This is a genomic window from Bradyrhizobium sp., assembly GCF_049519115.1.
In the GTDB taxonomy this organism is placed as follows: Bacteria; Pseudomonadota; Alphaproteobacteria; order Rhizobiales; family Xanthobacteraceae; genus Bradyrhizobium.
This window is the reverse complement of the sequence record NZ_JBEKRB010000010.1, coordinates 107,656-124,400: the sequence shown is the minus strand read 5'-3', so window position 1 is coordinate 124,400 and position 16,745 is coordinate 107,656. Positions and strand designations below refer to the sequence as shown.

At 61.4% G+C, this 16,745-nt stretch carries 17 protein-coding genes and 1 pseudogene; 11 read left to right on the top strand and 7 right to left on the bottom strand.

All coding sequences use genetic code 11. The features are described 5' to 3' along the window. The first annotated feature begins 384 nt into the window (after window positions 1–384). The 4 genes from dxs (at window position 385) to ABSE61_RS11125 (ending at window position 4,969) form a co-directional block, all read left to right on the top strand. Window positions 385–2,310: a 1-deoxy-D-xylulose-5-phosphate synthase gene (gene dxs / locus ABSE61_RS11140; protein ID WP_423871150.1), complete on the top strand. Its 1,926-nt coding sequence runs from the start codon at window positions 385–387 to the stop codon at window positions 2,308–2,310. 134 nt (window positions 2,311–2,444) lie between these two features. Then, the gene (locus tag ABSE61_RS11135; RefSeq protein WP_423871175.1) at window positions 2,445–2,999 is read left to right on the top strand and encodes a nucleoside 2-deoxyribosyltransferase; all 555 of its coding nucleotides are present in this window, start codon (window positions 2,445–2,447) and stop codon (window positions 2,997–2,999) included. 1 nt (window position 3,000) lies between these two features. Further along, the gene (locus tag ABSE61_RS11130) at window positions 3,001–3,735 is read left to right on the top strand and encodes a TlyA family RNA methyltransferase (protein ID WP_423871149.1); all 735 of its coding nucleotides are present in this window, start codon (window positions 3,001–3,003) and stop codon (window positions 3,733–3,735) included. Continuing rightward, window positions 3,728–4,969 (top strand): class I SAM-dependent RNA methyltransferase, encoded by a 1,242-nt coding sequence (locus ABSE61_RS11125; RefSeq protein ID WP_423871148.1) that lies wholly within the window; start codon window positions 3,728–3,730, stop codon window positions 4,967–4,969. Before ABSE61_RS11130 ends, ABSE61_RS11125 begins: the two co-directional genes overlap by 8 nt. Window positions 4,970–4,978: 9 nt before the next feature. Here the strand turns inward: ABSE61_RS11125 and ABSE61_RS11120 are convergent, their stop codons facing one another. Further along, complete coding sequence (locus ABSE61_RS11120) at window positions 4,979–5,827, bottom strand: DUF1194 domain-containing protein (RefSeq protein ID WP_423871147.1); 849 nt, start codon at window positions 5,825–5,827, stop codon at window positions 4,979–4,981. Window positions 5,828–6,088: 261 nt separating this feature from the next. On the opposite strand from ABSE61_RS11120, the gene ABSE61_RS11115 reads away from it, so the two are divergent. Together ABSE61_RS11115 and clpS are read left to right on the top strand one after the other, a co-directional pair. Continuing rightward, a complete protein-coding gene (locus ABSE61_RS11115) occupies window positions 6,089–6,895 on the top strand; it encodes a c-type cytochrome (protein WP_423871146.1) in 807 nt (268 codons plus the stop codon). A gap of 377 nt (window positions 6,896–7,272) precedes the next feature. Then, window positions 7,273–7,578, top strand: a complete 306-nt coding sequence (gene clpS, locus ABSE61_RS11110) for an ATP-dependent Clp protease adapter ClpS (RefSeq protein ID WP_423871145.1) — start codon at window positions 7,273–7,275, stop codon at window positions 7,576–7,578. Here clpS and ABSE61_RS11105 read toward each other — a convergent pair. Next, entirely contained in the window at window positions 7,542–8,780 is a 1,239-nt protein-coding gene (locus ABSE61_RS11105; protein WP_423871144.1) for an adenylate/guanylate cyclase domain-containing protein, read from the bottom strand. The two genes, clpS and ABSE61_RS11105, sit on opposite strands and share 37 nt — an antisense overlap. Window positions 8,781–8,942: 162 nt before the next feature. Between ABSE61_RS11105 and ABSE61_RS11100 the strand changes: the two genes are divergently transcribed. Beyond that, the gene (locus tag ABSE61_RS11100; protein ID WP_423871143.1) at window positions 8,943–9,407 is read left to right on the top strand and encodes a nuclear transport factor 2 family protein; all 465 of its coding nucleotides are present in this window, start codon (window positions 8,943–8,945) and stop codon (window positions 9,405–9,407) included. An 83-nt stretch (window positions 9,408–9,490) separates the two neighbouring features. Here ABSE61_RS11100 and aroC read toward each other — a convergent pair whose 3' ends face one another. The 3 genes and pseudogenes from aroC to ABSE61_RS11085 form a co-directional block, all read right to left on the bottom strand. Beyond that, a complete protein-coding gene (gene aroC / locus ABSE61_RS11095) occupies window positions 9,491–10,579 on the bottom strand; it encodes a chorismate synthase (RefSeq protein ID WP_423871142.1) in 1,089 nt (362 codons plus the stop codon). 58 nt (window positions 10,580–10,637) lie between these two features. After that, window positions 10,638–11,231 (bottom strand): histidine phosphatase family protein, encoded by a 594-nt coding sequence (locus ABSE61_RS11090; protein ID WP_423871141.1) that lies wholly within the window; start codon window positions 11,229–11,231, stop codon window positions 10,638–10,640. A 9-nt stretch (window positions 11,232–11,240) separates the two neighbouring features. Beyond that, window positions 11,241–11,450 (bottom strand): annotated as a pseudogene (locus ABSE61_RS11085) (SDR family oxidoreductase); the annotation flags it as partial. A gap of 364 nt (window positions 11,451–11,814) precedes the next feature. Between ABSE61_RS11085 and ABSE61_RS11080 the strand changes: the two are divergent. Then, entirely contained in the window at window positions 11,815–12,303 is a 489-nt protein-coding gene (locus ABSE61_RS11080; RefSeq protein ID WP_423871140.1) for an RNA polymerase sigma factor, read from the top strand. 130 nt (window positions 12,304–12,433) lie between these two features. Further along, the gene (locus ABSE61_RS11075) at window positions 12,434–13,201 is read left to right on the top strand and encodes an anti-sigma factor family protein (RefSeq protein ID WP_423871139.1); all 768 of its coding nucleotides are present in this window, start codon (window positions 12,434–12,436) and stop codon (window positions 13,199–13,201) included. Window positions 13,202–13,516: 315 nt separating this feature from the next. On the opposite strand, the gene ABSE61_RS11070 is transcribed toward ABSE61_RS11075, so the two are convergent. Both ABSE61_RS11070 and ABSE61_RS11065 read right to left on the bottom strand, forming a co-directional pair. Beyond that, window positions 13,517–14,491, bottom strand: coding sequence for a DnaJ C-terminal domain-containing protein (locus ABSE61_RS11070; protein ID WP_423871138.1), 975 nt, complete (start codon window positions 14,489–14,491; stop codon window positions 13,517–13,519). 209 nt (window positions 14,492–14,700) lie between these two features. After that, a complete protein-coding gene (locus ABSE61_RS11065) occupies window positions 14,701–15,096 on the bottom strand; it encodes an RT0821/Lpp0805 family surface protein (RefSeq protein WP_423871137.1) in 396 nt (131 codons plus the stop codon). A 127-nt stretch (window positions 15,097–15,223) separates the two neighbouring features. On the opposite strand from ABSE61_RS11065, the gene pdxH reads away from it, so the two are divergent. Both pdxH and ABSE61_RS11055 read left to right on the top strand, forming a co-directional pair. Next, complete coding sequence (pdxH, locus tag ABSE61_RS11060) at window positions 15,224–15,865, top strand: pyridoxamine 5'-phosphate oxidase (protein ID WP_423871174.1); 642 nt, start codon at window positions 15,224–15,226, stop codon at window positions 15,863–15,865. Window positions 15,866–15,921: 56 nt separating this feature from the next. Continuing rightward, complete coding sequence (locus ABSE61_RS11055; RefSeq protein ID WP_423871136.1) at window positions 15,922–16,677, top strand: SDR family NAD(P)-dependent oxidoreductase; 756 nt, start codon at window positions 15,922–15,924, stop codon at window positions 16,675–16,677. Window positions 16,678–16,745: the final 68 nt, after the last annotated feature.

Here is a 16,745-nt window from a genome sequence, read left to right as displayed (position 1 = left end):
AATCGGGCCGATTTGAACGCCGAACGCCGCTCACGAAGCCGAAACGCCGGTTCCGTCGCGGCTCAGGTTCCCCGGCGGTTCCCAAGCCGGTTGGCTTTGGCTGGCATTTTAGTGTAAAGCCTCAGCGACTATGGGCTGACGAAGGCACAGTTTCGACGTGATCCTGCAACGTCAAGTGCCTCAAGTAGCTCGATTAATTGATCGACAGGTGGGGATAGTTTGGGGTGATGAAAATCACATTGAACGATCCGGGGCACGCTTAGGAGTATCGATCGAGCCTTGAGCCCGCAGCATCGGCGGGTTTTGGGCGCTTGCGCTTACTTTTTGCGCAACCCATTTCCTGTCGGGCCGTTGATCCCGACTTTGACAAAATTGGATGACGCCGTGACCGCATATAGTAAGACGCCGCTTCTCGACACAATCCGCACTCCGGACGATTTGCGGAAGCTCAAGGTAGAGCAAGTACGGCAGGTCGCTGACGAACTGCGTCAGGAAACCATCGACGCGGTTTCGGTGACCGGTGGCCATTTCGGCGCTGGCCTCGGCGTCGTCGAACTGACCACCGCGATCCATTATGTCTTTGACACGCCGCGCGACCGCCTGATCTGGGACGTCGGCCACCAGGCCTATCCCCACAAGATCCTCACCGGCCGCCGCGACCGCATTCGCACGCTGCGCACCGGCGGCGGCTTGTCCGGCTTCACCAAGCGCACCGAAAGCGATTACGACCCGTTCGGCGCCGCTCATTCCTCGACCTCGATCTCGGCCGGCCTCGGCATGGCCGTCGCGCGCGACCTGTCGGGCGGCAAGAACAACGTCATCGCCGTGATCGGCGACGGCGCAATGTCGGCCGGCATGGCCTACGAGGCCATGAACAATGCAGGTGCGATGAACTCGCGCCTGATCGTCATTCTCAACGACAACGACATGTCGATCGCCCCGCCGGTCGGTGCGATGTCGGCCTATCTATCCCGGCTCTATTCCGGCAAAACCTATCGGTCGCTGCGCGAAGCGGCCAAGCAGCTCGGCAAGCATTTGCCGAAGATTATCTCCAACCGCGCCAACCGCGTCGAAGAATATTCCCGCGGCTTCATGATGGACGGCGGTACGCTGTTCGAAGAGCTCGGTTTCTATTACGTCGGCCCGATCGACGGTCATAACCTTGACCATCTTCTGCCGGTGCTGCGCAACGTCCGCGACATGGAGACCGGACCGATCCTGGTGCACGTCGTGACGCAAAAGGGCAAGGGCTACGCCCCGGCGGAAGCCTCCGCCGACAAGTATCACGCCGTCGTCAAGTTCGACGTTGCGACCGGCGCCCAGGCCAAGGCCAAGCCGAATGCACCGTCCTATCAGAACGTATTTGGACAGAGCCTCGTCAAGGAAGCGCAAAAAGACGACAAGATCGTCGGCATCACAGCCGCGATGCCGTCCGGCACCGGGATCGACATCTTCAACAAGGCATTTCCGGATCGCACCTTCGACGTTGGTATTGCCGAACAGCATGCGGTGACCTTCGCCGCCGGTCTTGCCACCGAGGGCTACAAGCCATTCTGCGCGATCTACTCGACCTTCCTGCAACGCGGTTACGACCAGGTCGTCCACGACGTCGCGATCCAGAGCCTGCCCGTTCGCTTTGCCATCGACCGCGCCGGCCTTGTCGGCGCTGACGGTGCTACTCACGCCGGTTCGTTCGACAACGCCTATCTCGGCTGCCTGCCGAATTTCGTGATCATGGCCGCTTCCGACGAGGCTGAGTTGGTGCACATGGTGGCGACGCAAGTCGCGATCAACAACCGCCCGAGCGCGTTGCGCTATCCGCGCGGTGAAGGCCGCGGGATCGAGATGCCCGAAGTCGGCATTCCGCTCGAGATCGGCAAAGGCCGCATCGTCCGCGAGGGCAGCAAGATCGCGCTGTTGTCGTTCGGCACGCGCCTTGCCGAATGCGAAAAGGCGGCGGACGAACTCGCCGCCCACGGACTTTCGACCACCATTGCCGATGCGCGCTTCATGAAGCCGCTTGATCTCGATATGATCCTCAAGCTCGCCCGCGAGCACGAGATCCTTCTCACCATCGAGGAAGGCTCGATCGGCGGATTTGGCTCTCATGTCATGCAGACGCTGGCCGAGCACGGCATGCTCGACGGCGGCTTGCGGATGCGCTCCATGGTCCTGCCGGACGAATTCCTCGATCACGATTCGCCAAATGCGATGTATGCGCGCGCAGGCCTCGACGCCAAGGGCATTGTCGCCAAGGTGTTCGAGACCCTCGGCAAGGACGCCAAGACCGAGACCGTGAAGCTCGCCTGAAACGGCAACGCTTGGTTTTGAGGCGTTTTCTCAAACGCGGACCGGGTTTTCACTTCGCTTGAAAACGCTTCTCTATTCTGACGCGTTTTCTTCAACGCGAGCCGGTTTTCACTTCGGTTGAAAACGTTATGTCCATGAAGGTTTATCTGGCAGGTCCCGATGTGTTCCTGCCGGATGCGCTGGAAGTCGGACGGCAGAAAACTGAAATCTGCCGCCGCCACGGCCTGACTGGACTCTACCCTCTCGACAATGCCGTTGATCGCGCGGCTGATGACGCTTCGCTCCAGATATTCAAGGCCAACGAGACCATGATGGATCAAGCCGATGCCATCATCGCCAACCTCACACCGTTCCGCGGCCCCGGCGCCGACGCCGGGACCGTGTACGAACTCGGTTACATGGCCGCACGCGGGAAATTCTGTTTAGGCTATTCCAACGACCCCGCGGTCTATGCCGATCGGGTGCGGCGTTCCACGAAAGTCACGGCGCAGGCGGGCCACCTGGTAGATGCCGACGGGCTGACCGTTGAAGATTTCGGCCACACCGACAACCTCATGATGATCCACGCGCTCGATCTATATGGCGCACCGCTGGTGCTGCCGCGCGAAAAACCTGTCGACATCTGGCACGACTTGACCGCGTTCGAGATCTGCGCCGCCCTGGCGGCCGCGCGGCTCATTTCCGCTTAACATGGCCTCCCCCCGCAAACGCATCGATCTCCTGCTGGTCGAGCGCGGGTTGTTCGAAAGTCGGGCGCGGGCGCGCGCCGCGATCGAAGCCGGCCTCGTCTCGGCCAATGACAAGCCGGTGCTCAAGGCTTCCGAGACGTTTTCCCCCGACGCCGCGCTGCAGGCGCAACCGGCGCATCCCTTCGTCTCGCGGGGCGGCGTCAAGCTCGCAGGCGCGCTGGAGCAATATCCGATTCCGATCGAGGATCACGTCTGTCTCGATGTTGGCGCCTCGACGGGCGGCTTCACGGAAGTGTTGCTCGCTAACGGCGCGAGCGTTGTTTTCGCCATCGACGTCGGACGTGGACAATTGCACCCTTCCCTGCATGGCCACCCCAAAATCGTTTCCATGGAAGCCACCGACATCCGCTCGCTGGAGGGCAAGCGGCTGCCCGCCCGTCCCGATGTCGTCGTCATCGACGTCAGCTTCATTTCGCTGAAAGCGGTGCTGCCGGCAGCGCTTGCGCTGGCAGCGGCGCCGATGCACCTGCTGGCGCTGATCAAGCCGCAGTTCGAAGCCACCCGCAAACACTCCAAGCGCGGCATCATCCGCGACGCGGCCGTTCATCAAGAGGTCTGCAACGAGATCGCCGCTTTCGCGGCTTCGCTCGGATGCACGGACATCCAGGTTTTCCCCTCCCCGATCACTGGCGGAGACGGCAACATCGAATTCTTCATCGGCGCGCGCCGTGGTTGAGCGCCTCCTGATCGATCATGTAGGCCATCTCGGCGATGGCGTTGCGCTCGCGGAGGGACGAAGCCTCTTTGTCCCCTACACGCTCGGCGGCGAAACGGTCGAAGTCGCCGCCGCGCCCGGTCATCATCCGGACCGGCGGCAATTGGTGGGAATCGAACAAGCGAGCCCGGAACGTATCGAGCCGTTGTGCCAGCATTTCGGAATTTGCGGCGGCTGCGCGATCCAGCACTGGGAGACCGAGCGCTACCGCGCCTGGAAACGCGACCTCGTCATCGCCACGCTTGCGCAAGCAAAGATCGATTGCGAGGTCTCACCCCTGATCGATGCCCACGGCAAAGGCCGTCGCCGCATGACGGTGCATGCGCGGAAAGATTCACATGACGTACTCACGGTGGGCTTCGCCGCCGCCCATTCGCATGATGTTGTGCCGATCGATCGCTGCCCGATCCTCGATCCCGGTCTGAATGGTGCGTTGGATGCAGCCTGGTCGCTCGCCGAATCCCTGACCGGGATCGGCAAGCCGCTCGACATCCAGATCACCGCAACCGATAGCGGCCTAGATGTCGATGTCAGGGGCTCTGGCCCGCTGCCGACTACCGCCGTGACGGCATTGTCTCTCATCGCCACCAAGCACGCTCTCGCCCGGTTGACGCGACATGGCGAACTGGTGCTGATGCGCCAGCCACCCGGCGTGACCATGGGTAAGGCGCGGGTGATCCTGCCGCCGGGCTCCTTTCTCCAGGCAACCCTTGCCGGCGAAGAGACGTTGGCTGCGCTCGTCGCGGACCATTGCCGACGCGCCAAACACATCGCCGATCTGTTTTGCGGCGTCGGTCCGTTTGCGCTCCGCCTCGCCGAAAAATCGAGGGTGTCGGCCTACGACAGTGATGCAGGTGCGATCGCAAGCTTGCAAAAAGCGGTGGCGTCAACGAGCGGATTAAAGCCGGTTCGCAGCGAAGCGCGCGACCTGTTTCGCCGTCCGCTGGTCGCGGAAGAATTGCGGGACTTCGATGCGGTGGTGTTCGATCCGCCGCGGCAGGGTGCACAGGCTCAGGCCGAAAGGCTCGCAGCGAGCAAGGTGCCCGTCGTGATCGCCGTGTCCTGCAATGTCGCGACCTTTGCCCGTGATGCGCGCATCCTGATCGAGGGCGGCTACAAAATCGAGGGCGTCACCCCCGTCGACCAGTTTCGGCATACGCCGCATGTCGAGCTGGTGGCGCGGTTTACACGATAACGCGTTTCCTCAACGGCCCCACCGGTCCTGCCAGATCTTCTCGCCGATCAGGCAGGACACCCGTGGCTCTTTCTCGGCCACCGGAATGACAGGGCGCGGCGGAGTCCGGCCGGCGACCTCGAGCAGAAGCTTGGTCCGGATCGCTTCCTTGAACTTGTCACGATCCTTGATCGCCACCACGAAAGAGCCGGGGCCGCCGACCACGCAATCTTCGTAGTACCAATCGAGATTCTCGATATCCATGGTCGAATAGGAAGGTTCCTTCACCATGATCGGCAGGCCATTAATGACGATGCCCTTGGAAATCGCCTCGTCGCGCGCCGGCGTAACAGGGAGGCCGTTATTGTTCGGACCATCGCCGGATATGTCGATGACGCGCCGCAGGCCAGGATACGGATTGTTCTCGAACAGCGGCATCGCAAAATAGATCGCGCCTGAAATAGAGGTGCGCGAGGCGCGGCGGATCGGTGCCTTCAGGATTTCGTCGGCGACCGCATCCGCAGTTTCCGGGCCGTCGATGATGCGCCAGGGAATGACGATCTTCTGATCGTTCGACGCGGCCCATTCGAAATAGGTCACCGATACCTTGCCGTTCGGCAGCGCCTTCAGCGCCTGGAGGAACTCCTTCGAAACGATCGCCTGCGCATAGCCTTCGCGCTGAACCGCGAGTTCGTCCATGTCCATCGAGTAGGAGACGTCGACCGCGAGTATGAGTTCGACATCGACTTTCGGCTCTGCCTTGTCCGCCGATCGCATCTCATGACGAAAACGCGCATCCGGCGCGGCAACTCCCGCGACGTCACTTGCGGTGATCGCGCTTGCGACCAACACCGCTCCGATCGAGACATACCAGCGCATCAGCGGCCCTCCCGTCGTGTCGACAGATGTTCGCACGCATGGCGGCCGACGGAAAGCCGGAACATTTTGCAGCGTTCACATTCAGGTTAGCAGCAAGGCTGCTGCAATTTGCACCACACCCAATCCTGCCGTTTTGCAGGAAGGGCATGGCTGTGCCATAGAGCCGGCATTGATCACCGGTGTCGGGGTTGACCGATGTTGCGCTTGGGGCTGTTTTGGGGGCCGCTATGTCTACTATTGTGCGGATCGGTCGGCGGCGCGATGGCAGACCCGGCCGTCGAGCGGGGCGACTATCTCGTCAACGCTATATTGGCCTGCGGCAACTGCCATTCGCCGCGCGACGCCAACGGCGAGATCATCAAGGACAAGGCGTTGTCGGGCGGGCGGGTGTTCTCGACGCCCGCTTTTGTTGTCGCCACATCAAATATCACGCCCGATCCGGAAACCGGGATCGGGCGCTGGAGTGATGCTGAAATCAAACGCGCCCTAATCGAAGGCATTCGTCCCGAGCACCACCGCCTTCCCGGTGTACCTTTGGCGGCCATCATGCCCGCCAATTTCTATAAGGCCCTGCTGCCGGAGGATCTCGACGCCATTGTCGCCTATCTGCGCTCGGTCAAGCCGGTCCGCAACGAGATCTCCGACCCCGTTTACAAGGCGCCGATCCACCGCGATCCTTATCCGGACGCGGAGAACGGGTTTGACAAATCCACGTTCACCGATCCGGCCAAACGCGGCGCCTACCTCGTCACCATCGGCCATTGCATGGAATGCCACTCGGCATGGTCGCGGGGCGTATCCGATTTCAAGACCGGGCTCGGCCGTGGCGGCCGGGTCTTTGCCGAAGCAGGCAACGGGGGAGTGACGGTCGCCAATATCGCCTCGGACCGCACCGCCGGCATCGGGGGCTGGACGGATCAGGAAATAGCGCGTGCCATCACCCAAGGGATTAGCCACGACGGGCGAAAGCTCAAGCCGCCGATGGCCTATACTTTCTATGCCGGGCTAAAAGCGGACGATCTCGCCGACATCATTGCCTATCTACGCACGGTTCCGCCGCTGCAATGAAGCCATCTGTCGCTAGAGCTCCGATTCCGAAGTTCGCATGATATTGCGGCAGCCTCTGGTGCGAACTTCGGAATCGGAGCTCTAGCAACATATTGTTTTGAGTAGCGGTTTTGAAATTTGAAGTTCCCATAATGAAGTTGACGCGATGTTGATAGGAACTTCAAATTCGCCGCACTAGTGGAGTAGATTTGACATTCGCTACCCTGGAGCCGCGCATTCGCCAGGCGAATGTCAAATCCAAAACTCCACTAGAAACCTATATTTGCTGGTGGTCCTTTGATTCTAACATTTGCAAAAGTGTACGCCACACCGGGGATGCAAATGTTAGAATCGGACCACCAGTACCAACACGCGCCGGAACGCTGTATTCTTGGGTCATGATCGACACCGTCATCAAGCCGAAGACCAAAGTCAAAACCAAGGTCGAGCGCCCGAAGCTTCACAAGGTCATTCTCGTCAACGACGATTACACGCCGCGTGAATTTGTCGTCAGGGTTCTCAAGGCCGAGTTCCGCATGACCGAGGACCAGGCGCACAAGGTCATGATCACGGCGCACCGGCGCGGCGTTTGTGTGGTTGCGGTCTTTACCAAGGACGTCGCTGAGACCAAGGCGACCCGCGCCACCGACGCCGGCCGAGCCAAGGGCTATCCGCTGCTGTTCACGACGGAGCCTGAAGAGTGAACGGCGGGTGGGAGCACATGCGCGCCTGCCGTCTCATCCTTGAGACCATAGACCCGCTCGGCCTTTGAAAATCCGGCGATCGGAAATTCGCCGAGATCTTCCCAACGGCCGGGACACGCCTCGGCGAAAGCAGCCGATGCGACCACCGTGCGATGCAGGCGACTTGTCATCTTTTCAAGGCGCGCGGCAAGGTTGACGGCAGGCCCGATGCAGGTGAAATCGAGACGGTTGCCGCCGCCGATATTGCCGTAGAGAATCCGGCCGACATGAAGCGCCACACCGAAGCGGAAGCGCTCGACAGTCTCGCCGATCGGAAATTGCATGGCTTCAACATTGGCGCGCGCCTCGCAGGCCGCCTCCAGAACCTTCGTACAGGCCTTGCCGATATCGCCGACATACTCATCGAATGGAAACACTGCGAGCAGCCCGTCGCCCATGAATTTCAGAACCTCGCCGCCGTGGGTTGCGATCGCCGCGACCTGGCAGTCGAAATACTGGTTAAGAATTTCGATGACGGTTTCGGCGGGAAGCCGGTCCGACAGCGCGGTGAAGCCGCGCAAATCCGACAACCAGATCGCCGCCTGCATGGTCTCGGCGTGGCCACGCCGGATCTGTCCACCGAGAATACGTTCGCCGGCGCGGTTGCCGACATAGGTATCGAGCAGGATCGACGACATGAAGCGCAGCCGCGTGACTTCGATCAATCGAGAGAGCGGCGGGATCAATCCACGCAGCGCCTTGAGCTGCACGTCGGTGAAGCCGCCCGGCTGTTTGGTGGTCCAGCTGGATGCGTGCACCGAGCCATCGACATTGAGGAGCGGCAACGCGATATAATCGGTGATGCCCTCCGCACGCAGATCGTCAAACAGCGGAAAGTGTTGCGCGTCCGGACCGTCGATCAACGATCTGACCTCGCGTCCTTCGCCAAAGACAATCGCGAGCGGACTGGAGCGAAACTCCTCCGAATCCAGCATTTCGTAGTTGGCGCTCCCGACCACGACTTCGCCGCCCAACCTCCACACGAAATTGCGGCCGACGATATCGGGGTGCAGGGTACGAACGAAGACGCCGACGCGCGCCAGCGGCAACCCGGCCGCGACCAGCCGTTCGCACGTCTCGGCCATCATCGCCGGCGGGCTCGGCGCGGACCTCGCGCCGTCGATCAGCCATTCGATCAATTTGCGCAGGGCAATCTCGTCCATGGAGCACCATTAGCAGGGCGGGCGATGGCAACGTCAAGGCGCATCGGCTGGGTCTGGTCGTTGGCTCGGATTTAGGCGGTCAGGCCACCTGACCAAGGCTCGACAAAACAGGGGGCGGCTGCAAGACTAACTTCCATACATAATAGAAAAGTGGAGGAAGCAATGAATATCAATCGTCGCCAGTTGGCCTTGCCGGCCATCGCCATTGGACTTTTGGCAGCAGTCCCGCTTTTGGGAGCAGTCCCCGCCTTTGCCGGCGCGGACGAAGATGCGGTAACGAAGAACGTCGAGGCATTCCGCGCCGCGCAGTTCGCCTCAGACGCCAAGACCCTGGAAGGGCTTTGTGCACCGGAATTAAGCTATAGCCACTCCGACGGCAGGGTCGAGGACAAGGCGACCTTTGTCGCCAACGCCACCGACGGAAAATCCAAATTCATATCGCTGGCCTATCAGGATCTGAGTGTCCGTGTGGTCGGCTCTTCTGCGATCGTGCGGTTTCACTGGGTCGGCGAAAGTCAGTCGGTCGCCGACGGCAAGAAAAGCTCCACCAACCTGCACATACTGATGAACTGGCAAAAACAGGGCGCTGACTGGAAACTTCTGTCCCGCGGATCAACCAAACTTTAATCGAGGCTGATCAATTTGCGTCAGGGCGGATGACTTTTGCGCATCCGCCCGCTGATTTTAGAAGCCGGCTTTAATTGCCGATTTTAACTGCCCACTTGGCCGCGGTGGCGCAGGAAATGGTCCGCGAGCACGCAGGCCATCATCGCTTCGCCGACCGGAACGGCGCGAATGCCGACGCAAGGGTCATGACGCCCCTTGGTCATGATCTCCGTCTCGCCACCGTTGCGATCGACGGTGCGCCGTGGCGACAGGATCGACGATGTCGGTTTCACCGCAAAGCGCACGACCGCTGGCTGGCCGGTCGAGATGCCGCCCAAAATGCCGCCGGCATGATTGGACAGGAACGCGACGCCCTGATTGCCCATCCGCATTTCGTCGGCATTTTCCTCGCCGGAGAGTTCGGCTGCGGCAAAGCCGTCACCAATCTCGACGCCCTTCACCGCGTTGATGCTCATCATGGCTGCGGCGAGATCAGCGTCCAGCTTGCCGTAAATCGGCGCGCCCCAGCCTGCCGGGACGCCTTCGGCAACCACCTCGATCACCGCCCCGATCGACGAGCCGCTCTTGCGGATACCATCGAGATAATCCTCGAAGAAGCCCGCCTTGTCCTTGTCAGGACAGAAGAACGGATTTTTCGCGACCTCGTCCCAATTCCATTTGTCGCGATCGATCTTGTGCGGCCCCATCTGCACCAGCGCGCCGCGCACGGTGACGCCGGACAATAGCTTGCGCGCGACCGCGCCGGCCGCCACCCGCATCGCCGTCTCGCGTGCGGAGGAACGTCCGCCACCGCGATAATCGCGCAGACCGTATTTGGCCTCATAGGTGTAGTCGGCATGGCCGGGGCGAAACTTGTCCTTGATGTCGGAATAGTCTTTCGAACGCTGATCGGTGTTCTCGATCAGAAGCCCGATCGGCGTGCCGGTGGTGACCTGCGCTCCGGTTTCGGGATGCGCCATCACGCCGGAGAGGATCTTTACCGCATCCGGCTCCTGCCGCTGCGTGGTGAAGCGTGATTGTCCGGGACGGCGCCGATCGAGGTCGCGCTGGATCTCTTCAACGGTGAGCGGTATCTGCGGCGGACAGCCATCGACCACGCAGCCGATCGCGACCCCATGGCTCTCGCCGAAGGTCGTGACCCGGAATAGATGGCCGAAGGTGTTGTGGGACATGGTTTGTCGTAACGCGCAGACCCCATTGGGTCAAATCGCCAAGCGCTTCGATTCGACTTTAACTATACTTCGCTAACCCGCCGTTACGGAACACATAAACCACGCCCTGCTCAATCGGAAGGTCAGCAGCGCTCTCTGGAGTTTCAAGGCCGAGCACGACCATCAGCGCCCGCAGCGTACCGCCGTGGGCGGCCACGACCGTGTCTGCGGTGAGTCCCCGGCGCCAGTCGGCCACCCTCGCCTGCACGACAACGTAGGTTTCGCCACCCGGCGGTGCCACCGTCCATTTCTCGGCCTGACGCCGGGCAAACAGATCAGGGTCTTTTGCCTGCATCTCCGCCAGTGTCGATCCCTCCCACTCGCCGTAACCGATCTCGCGCAGGCGGTCGTCGATCGCGTAGCCGGACAGCGGAAGCCTCAAGACGCCACGCACCAGCTCCATGGTCTGGCGGGCGCGGCCGAGCGGGCTGGCGACAAAGCTCATCGAAGACGTGCTCTCGCCATCGCGCTTGAACAAGTCAGCGAGGATATGGCCGGCGTGAACCGACTGCGTGCGGCCGAGTTCGTTGAGCGGGATGTCCTGCACGCCCTGGAGCCGGCCCAGCGCATTCCACTCGGTCTGGCCATGACGGATGTAATAGATGGTCGGCACTTGGTCCTTTTAATCCTTCGCCGGCGAAATATCCGGTGCGTCCGGCCGTTTCATGCCGACGACATGATAGCCGGAATCGACGTGATGGACTTCGCCGGTGACGCCCCGTGACATGTCGGAGCGAAGGTAGAGCGCGCTGTTGCCGACTTCCTCGATCGTGACGGTGCGGCGCATCGGTGCGTTGTATTCATTGCACTTCAGAATGTAGCGGAAATCTCCGAACAGTGTCGATCGTCGCTGCATCGGCGACATCGCAATGCCAGAGAACGAGGCCGCCCAGTTCGGCGGCTAACGGCAGGCCTTGGCGATTCCCCAGGCAATCGATCGGTTGTTGGCGAGGTCGAGAATCACGCCGCGCTTGCTCGTCATTAGCTCCGAGTTTTCACCATGTGACAATTCCGGTGCTTGGCAGCTCGTTTGGAGGTACACCAGCGCTGACGGCCGGTACAGACCTCTCAATGAAGGTTAACTCCAAGCCCGCAACGTATAGGCGGAATAGCGATTATCGTCTGGGGTTTAGCTCTGTGTATTGCACTTTGAAGCTTGGCGAAGCGCCGCACGGAATGGTTTGGAAAAAGACGTAATGACTGCGTTTCGCGAAAGTGTCGAAGCCATGATTCCCGCGCTACGCCGGTATGCGCGCGCGCTCACGCGCGATGCCGACATTGCCGACGATCTGGTACAGGATACATTGGTTCGAGCGTTGCGCTCGGAACGGCTTTTTCTCGGTGGTGACGTGCGGAGCTGGCTCTACACCATCCTGACCAACCTCAACAAGAACAGGCGACGATCGCTGGCCCGGCGGCCGCAATTCATGCCCCTCTTGGACAACAATCCGGACGCCAGCGGTACTGAAGCCGAAGGCCGCGACATTGCCAAGGCGCTGGCGACGCTGGTGGACGATCAGCGCTCGGTGCTGCTGCTCGTGATGCTGGAGGGATTGAGCTATCGCGAGGTCGCCGACATCCAGGGCGTGCCGATCGGCACGGTGATGTCACGACTGGCACGTGCCCGCGCGCATGTGAAGGCGGTCCTTGAAGGCGAACGCCCTGCCTTGCGAAGGGTGAAGTAATGACGAACTTTATCGGTGAGCGTGTAGTGGTTGAGTTTTTTGGGGAAACCGCATTGCAGACGAGGCCGTATTTCCGTCGGGGAGAGCGGAAGACGACAAGAATGATTTCGATCAGGAAGAGACAAAGAACATGACCGACCCCAAAATTCCCGTCACCGAGGACGAGCTGCACGCTTACGTCGACAACGAATTGCCGGCGGAGCGCCGCGGCGATGTCGAAGCCTGGCTTGCAACCCATCCCGATTGCGCCGAGCGCGTAAGAGGATGGCGCGAGATGGCGGAAGAGCTGCACACCCGCTACGATCATGTGGCTGATGAGGCGGTGCCGAAGCGGCTCGAGATCGAACGGCTAGTGAGGCAGCCGCGCAAATGGATATATGGCGCGGTTGCAGCGACGCTGGCGGCGTTTATTTGCGGCACCGGCACCGGCTGGCTCGCGCATGGTGTAACCGCGACGCCTTCGGCCATCGAAAGCCTGACGTCCGACGCCCTGGATGCGCATCGGCTTTATGTCGTCGAGGTACGCCATCCCGTGGAAGTGCCGGGCAGCGAACGCGATCACCTGCAAACCTGGCTGACCAAGCGTTGCGGCTGGGACGTTCGCGCCCCGAAACTGGACGCGAGCGGGCTGAAGCTCGTCGGCGGGCGGCTGTTGCCGGGTCCGACAGGGCCGGCTTCGTTCTTCATGTATGAGAACGCTTCCGGCGAGCGCTATACGCTTTACGCCTCGCGTTCGAAGACCGGATCAGCCCAGATGCGCTACACCGCCGCCGAAAATTCCGGCGCGATGTACTGGTCGGAGGAAGAGGTCAGCTATGTGCTCAGCGGCCCGGTCGACAAGGAAAGGCTGCATCAGGTAGCACGCCTTGTCTACGATCAGACCGATAAGGGCGGCTAGTGGTCCGATTCTCACATTTGCATCCCGACTCGGGAGCACTTTTGCAAATGTTGGAATCAAAGGACCACTGGCAAGGCTGAGAACCGGTTAGACCGTTGCGCAACCGGCCAGTTCGTTGCGAATTTATCACGTCCAAATTCCGACATTAAGAATCTGGAATTGGAACATGGGCGTGTCTCAATATAGCTCCAGGTATTCACGAGAAATTGTGGCGCGTTCGATCCGCCGATCGACGCAGGCGGCCTCGACTGGGGTTGGTACCGCGCTGGTCCCCCAGGTCGAGGCCGCACCCTCTATTTCGCCATTTCGCCGCGCCTATGATGAGAGATCGCTGCGCGGGTTGTAGGGATGTGCGTCACGCCATTTTTGCATCAACGCCTCCAATTCGGCGTTGTTGCCGTCGGGCAGCATGATGCGGGTGGTGACCAGCAGGTCGCCGTTTCCACCCGCTTTCGGCAATCCCTTGCCTTTGAGACGAAACGTCCGGCCGCTCGACGTATTCTTCGGAATTGACAGTTCGACCGCGCTGCCAAGCGTCGGCACGCGCACCTTGGCGCCGAGGACCGCCTCGTAAAGCGTGATCGGCAGATCGAGGCGCAGGTCGCTGCCATCCACCTTGAAGAAGGCGTGCGGCGCAATGCTGACCGTGATCAGGAGATCGCCGGGCGGATGGCCCGGCGCGGTCTCGCCCTGCCCCTTCAGCCGGATCTGCTGACCGGCCACGACGCCCGGTGGAATCTTGACATTGAGTTCCTTGCCGGTCGGCAATCGGACCCGCTTATCGCCCCCCTTCACCGCCTCTTCCAGCGACACCGTCATGGAGACGGCGAGATCGAGGTCAACCGCCATGGTGCCGGGATCGAACTCAAAGCGCGCGCCACCGGCACCGGGCCCCGCGCGGCCGCCGCGCGCGTTAGCCGCGCCGAACATGCTGTTGAGGATGTCCTCAAAGCCGCCGGCGCCGGCCCCCGCGCCGCCGCTACGGAAGGTGTGAGTCTCAAAGCCACCAGCACCGGCACGCGCGCCCGCACCAGGACCGCCGCCGCCGGGAAAGCCCTGAAAGCGGGGTTTGCCGTCAGCATCGATCTCGCCGCGATCGAATTGCTGCCGCTTGTCCGCGTCCCCAATGATCTCATTGGCCGAGTTCAGCTCGGCGAAACGAGCAGCCGCCTTCGGATCATTCTTGTTGGCGTCGGGGTGGTGCTTCTTGGCAAGTTTGCGAAAGGCGCTCTTGATCGCCGCAGCGTTGGCGCTTCGCGGCACCCCCAAGACCTCATAGGGGTCGCGCATCCGTCAGTTCTCCTTCAAGGGAAGTCATCAAACTAGTCTACGGACGGAAAGTCCGCTTGCATTTTCATCTGGGGACTTCGTGGCATTTTTGCAACTGCTGCACCGGCCCCATCCAGCGACTACCAGTTCGAGATTTAGCGCCGTTTCAAGCAATTGTAGGCTTGAGCGCATGTAAAAGCTGATTCTTAAAGCCCGGAGGTTGAGCCGGTTCAGCTCTGTCTCCACGGTTTCAACGTATGAATTTCCCACTGGCCGTGGCCGGACTGGCAGGCGGCGCCCTGCAACCAGCTTTCCGAGTTGCCCTTGACATAGCTTGCAAGGAAATCCCGGCAGGTCCGCCCCTCCGAGGAATAGGCTTGCGCCAGCGGCGTCACCGAGCCACGCGCTCCGGTCTCGGGGTTTTCCCAGGGTTGGCTTGCGTCCTTGTCCCCCCGGGTCAGCACGTCGGAGGCGGCATTGCGGGCAAAGGCGAGATCGGTTTCGGTCGGCGCCGCCTGGCCGCCCGGGCCGACCGAGCCCGTGACCTCGTCGCCGCCAAACTTGGCCAGTCCGCCGTCACCTCGGGAGAAGCTGCAACCGCCGGCCCCGAACCCGATCATAACCATGACCATTATCGCCGCACCCGGACGGGCCGACGATAGGCCAAAGCTTCCCCATGCCCTATATAAGGCTAGCCTCTTACAGGGTTGGAACGCGGATCTGGCCGCGGACAGGGGCAATTTTGGACTCCAAATGACGGATACGACCTCCATCAAACACCCGACACCCTTAACATCCGGTGATTTCACCGCCGCCGATGAGCCGTTGGCGCTGTTTGCCGAGTGGTTTGCGGAAGCCGTAAAGACTGAGCCCAACGATCCCAACGCCATGGCGCTTTCGACCGTCGATGCCAACGGCTTGCCGGACGTGCGGATGGTGCTGATGAAGGGCTATGACGCGAACGGTTTTGTGTTCTACAGCCACATCGCCAGCCAAAAAGGCCGCGAATTGGCCGCAAACCCTAAAGCGGCTTTACTCTTTCACTGGAAGTCGCTGCGGCGGCAGGTGCGGATCCGCGGGCCGGTCGCGCCGGTCGCCGACGCCGAGGCCGATGCCTATTTCGCCACCCGACCCAAGCAGGCCCAGATCGGCGCCTGGGCTTCGAAACAATCCGAGCCGCTCGAAAGCCGTTTCGCGTTTGAACAGGCGATCGCGAAGGTTGCCGCGCAACACCTCATCGGCGAGGTGCCGCGCCCACCCGGCTGGAGCGGCTGGCGCATCGTCCCGCTGCGGTTCGAGTTCTGGCATGACCGCCCGTTCCGCTTGCACGACCGCATTGAATTCAGCCGCGACAGCTCCGGTCGGGCGTGGTCAAAGACGCGGCTTTACCCCTGAAGAAGCCGTCACGGCCGGGCTCCTCCCGACCATGACGAGGAACGAGAGAAACGTTTATGGCCACTGCACCCCACAATGGACCACGGCGGACGCTGCTTCTCACCGGGGCCAGCCGCGGCATCGGCCATGCGACCGTAATCCGCTTTTCCTCGGCCGGCTGGCGCGTCATCACCTGTTCGCGCCATCCGTTTCCGGAAGATTGTCCGTGGGACGCAGGCCCTGAAGATCACATCCAGGTCGACCTTGCCGACCACGACGATACCTCGCGTGCAATTGCAGAAATCCGCCAGCGTCTCGAAGGCGGCATGCTGCATGCGCTGGTCAACAATGCCGCGATTTCGCCGAAAGCGGAAGCCGGCGGCCGGCTCGGCTCGATCGACACCGACATCGAGACCTGGAGCCATGTGTTCCGGGTCAATTTCTTTGCACCGATCATGATGGCGCGCGGCCTGATTGATGAATTGAAGGCAGCGAAGGGCTCGGTCGTCAACGTCACCTCGATCGCGGGATCGCGGGTGCACCCGTTTGCTGGCGCGGCCTATGCGACCTCGAAGGCGGCGCTCGCCTCCCTCACCCGGGAGATGGCATCGGATTTCGGCCGCATCGGTGTGCGCGTCAATTCGATCGCGCCCGGCGAGATCGACACCTCGATCCTGTCGCCGGGCACCGAAAAGATCGTCGAACAGCAAATTCCCATGCATCGGCTCGGCACCCCGGACGAAGTCGCCAAGATCATCTATGTGCTGTGTACGGAGATGAGTTCTTACGTGAACGGCGCCGAAATCCACATCAATGGCGGCCAGCACGTTTAGGGAAGGCGCTCTCAAAACGAGTGCAGCAAATCTCGGCGGCTCGAGCTGTTCTCGAGGATCGGACTCGT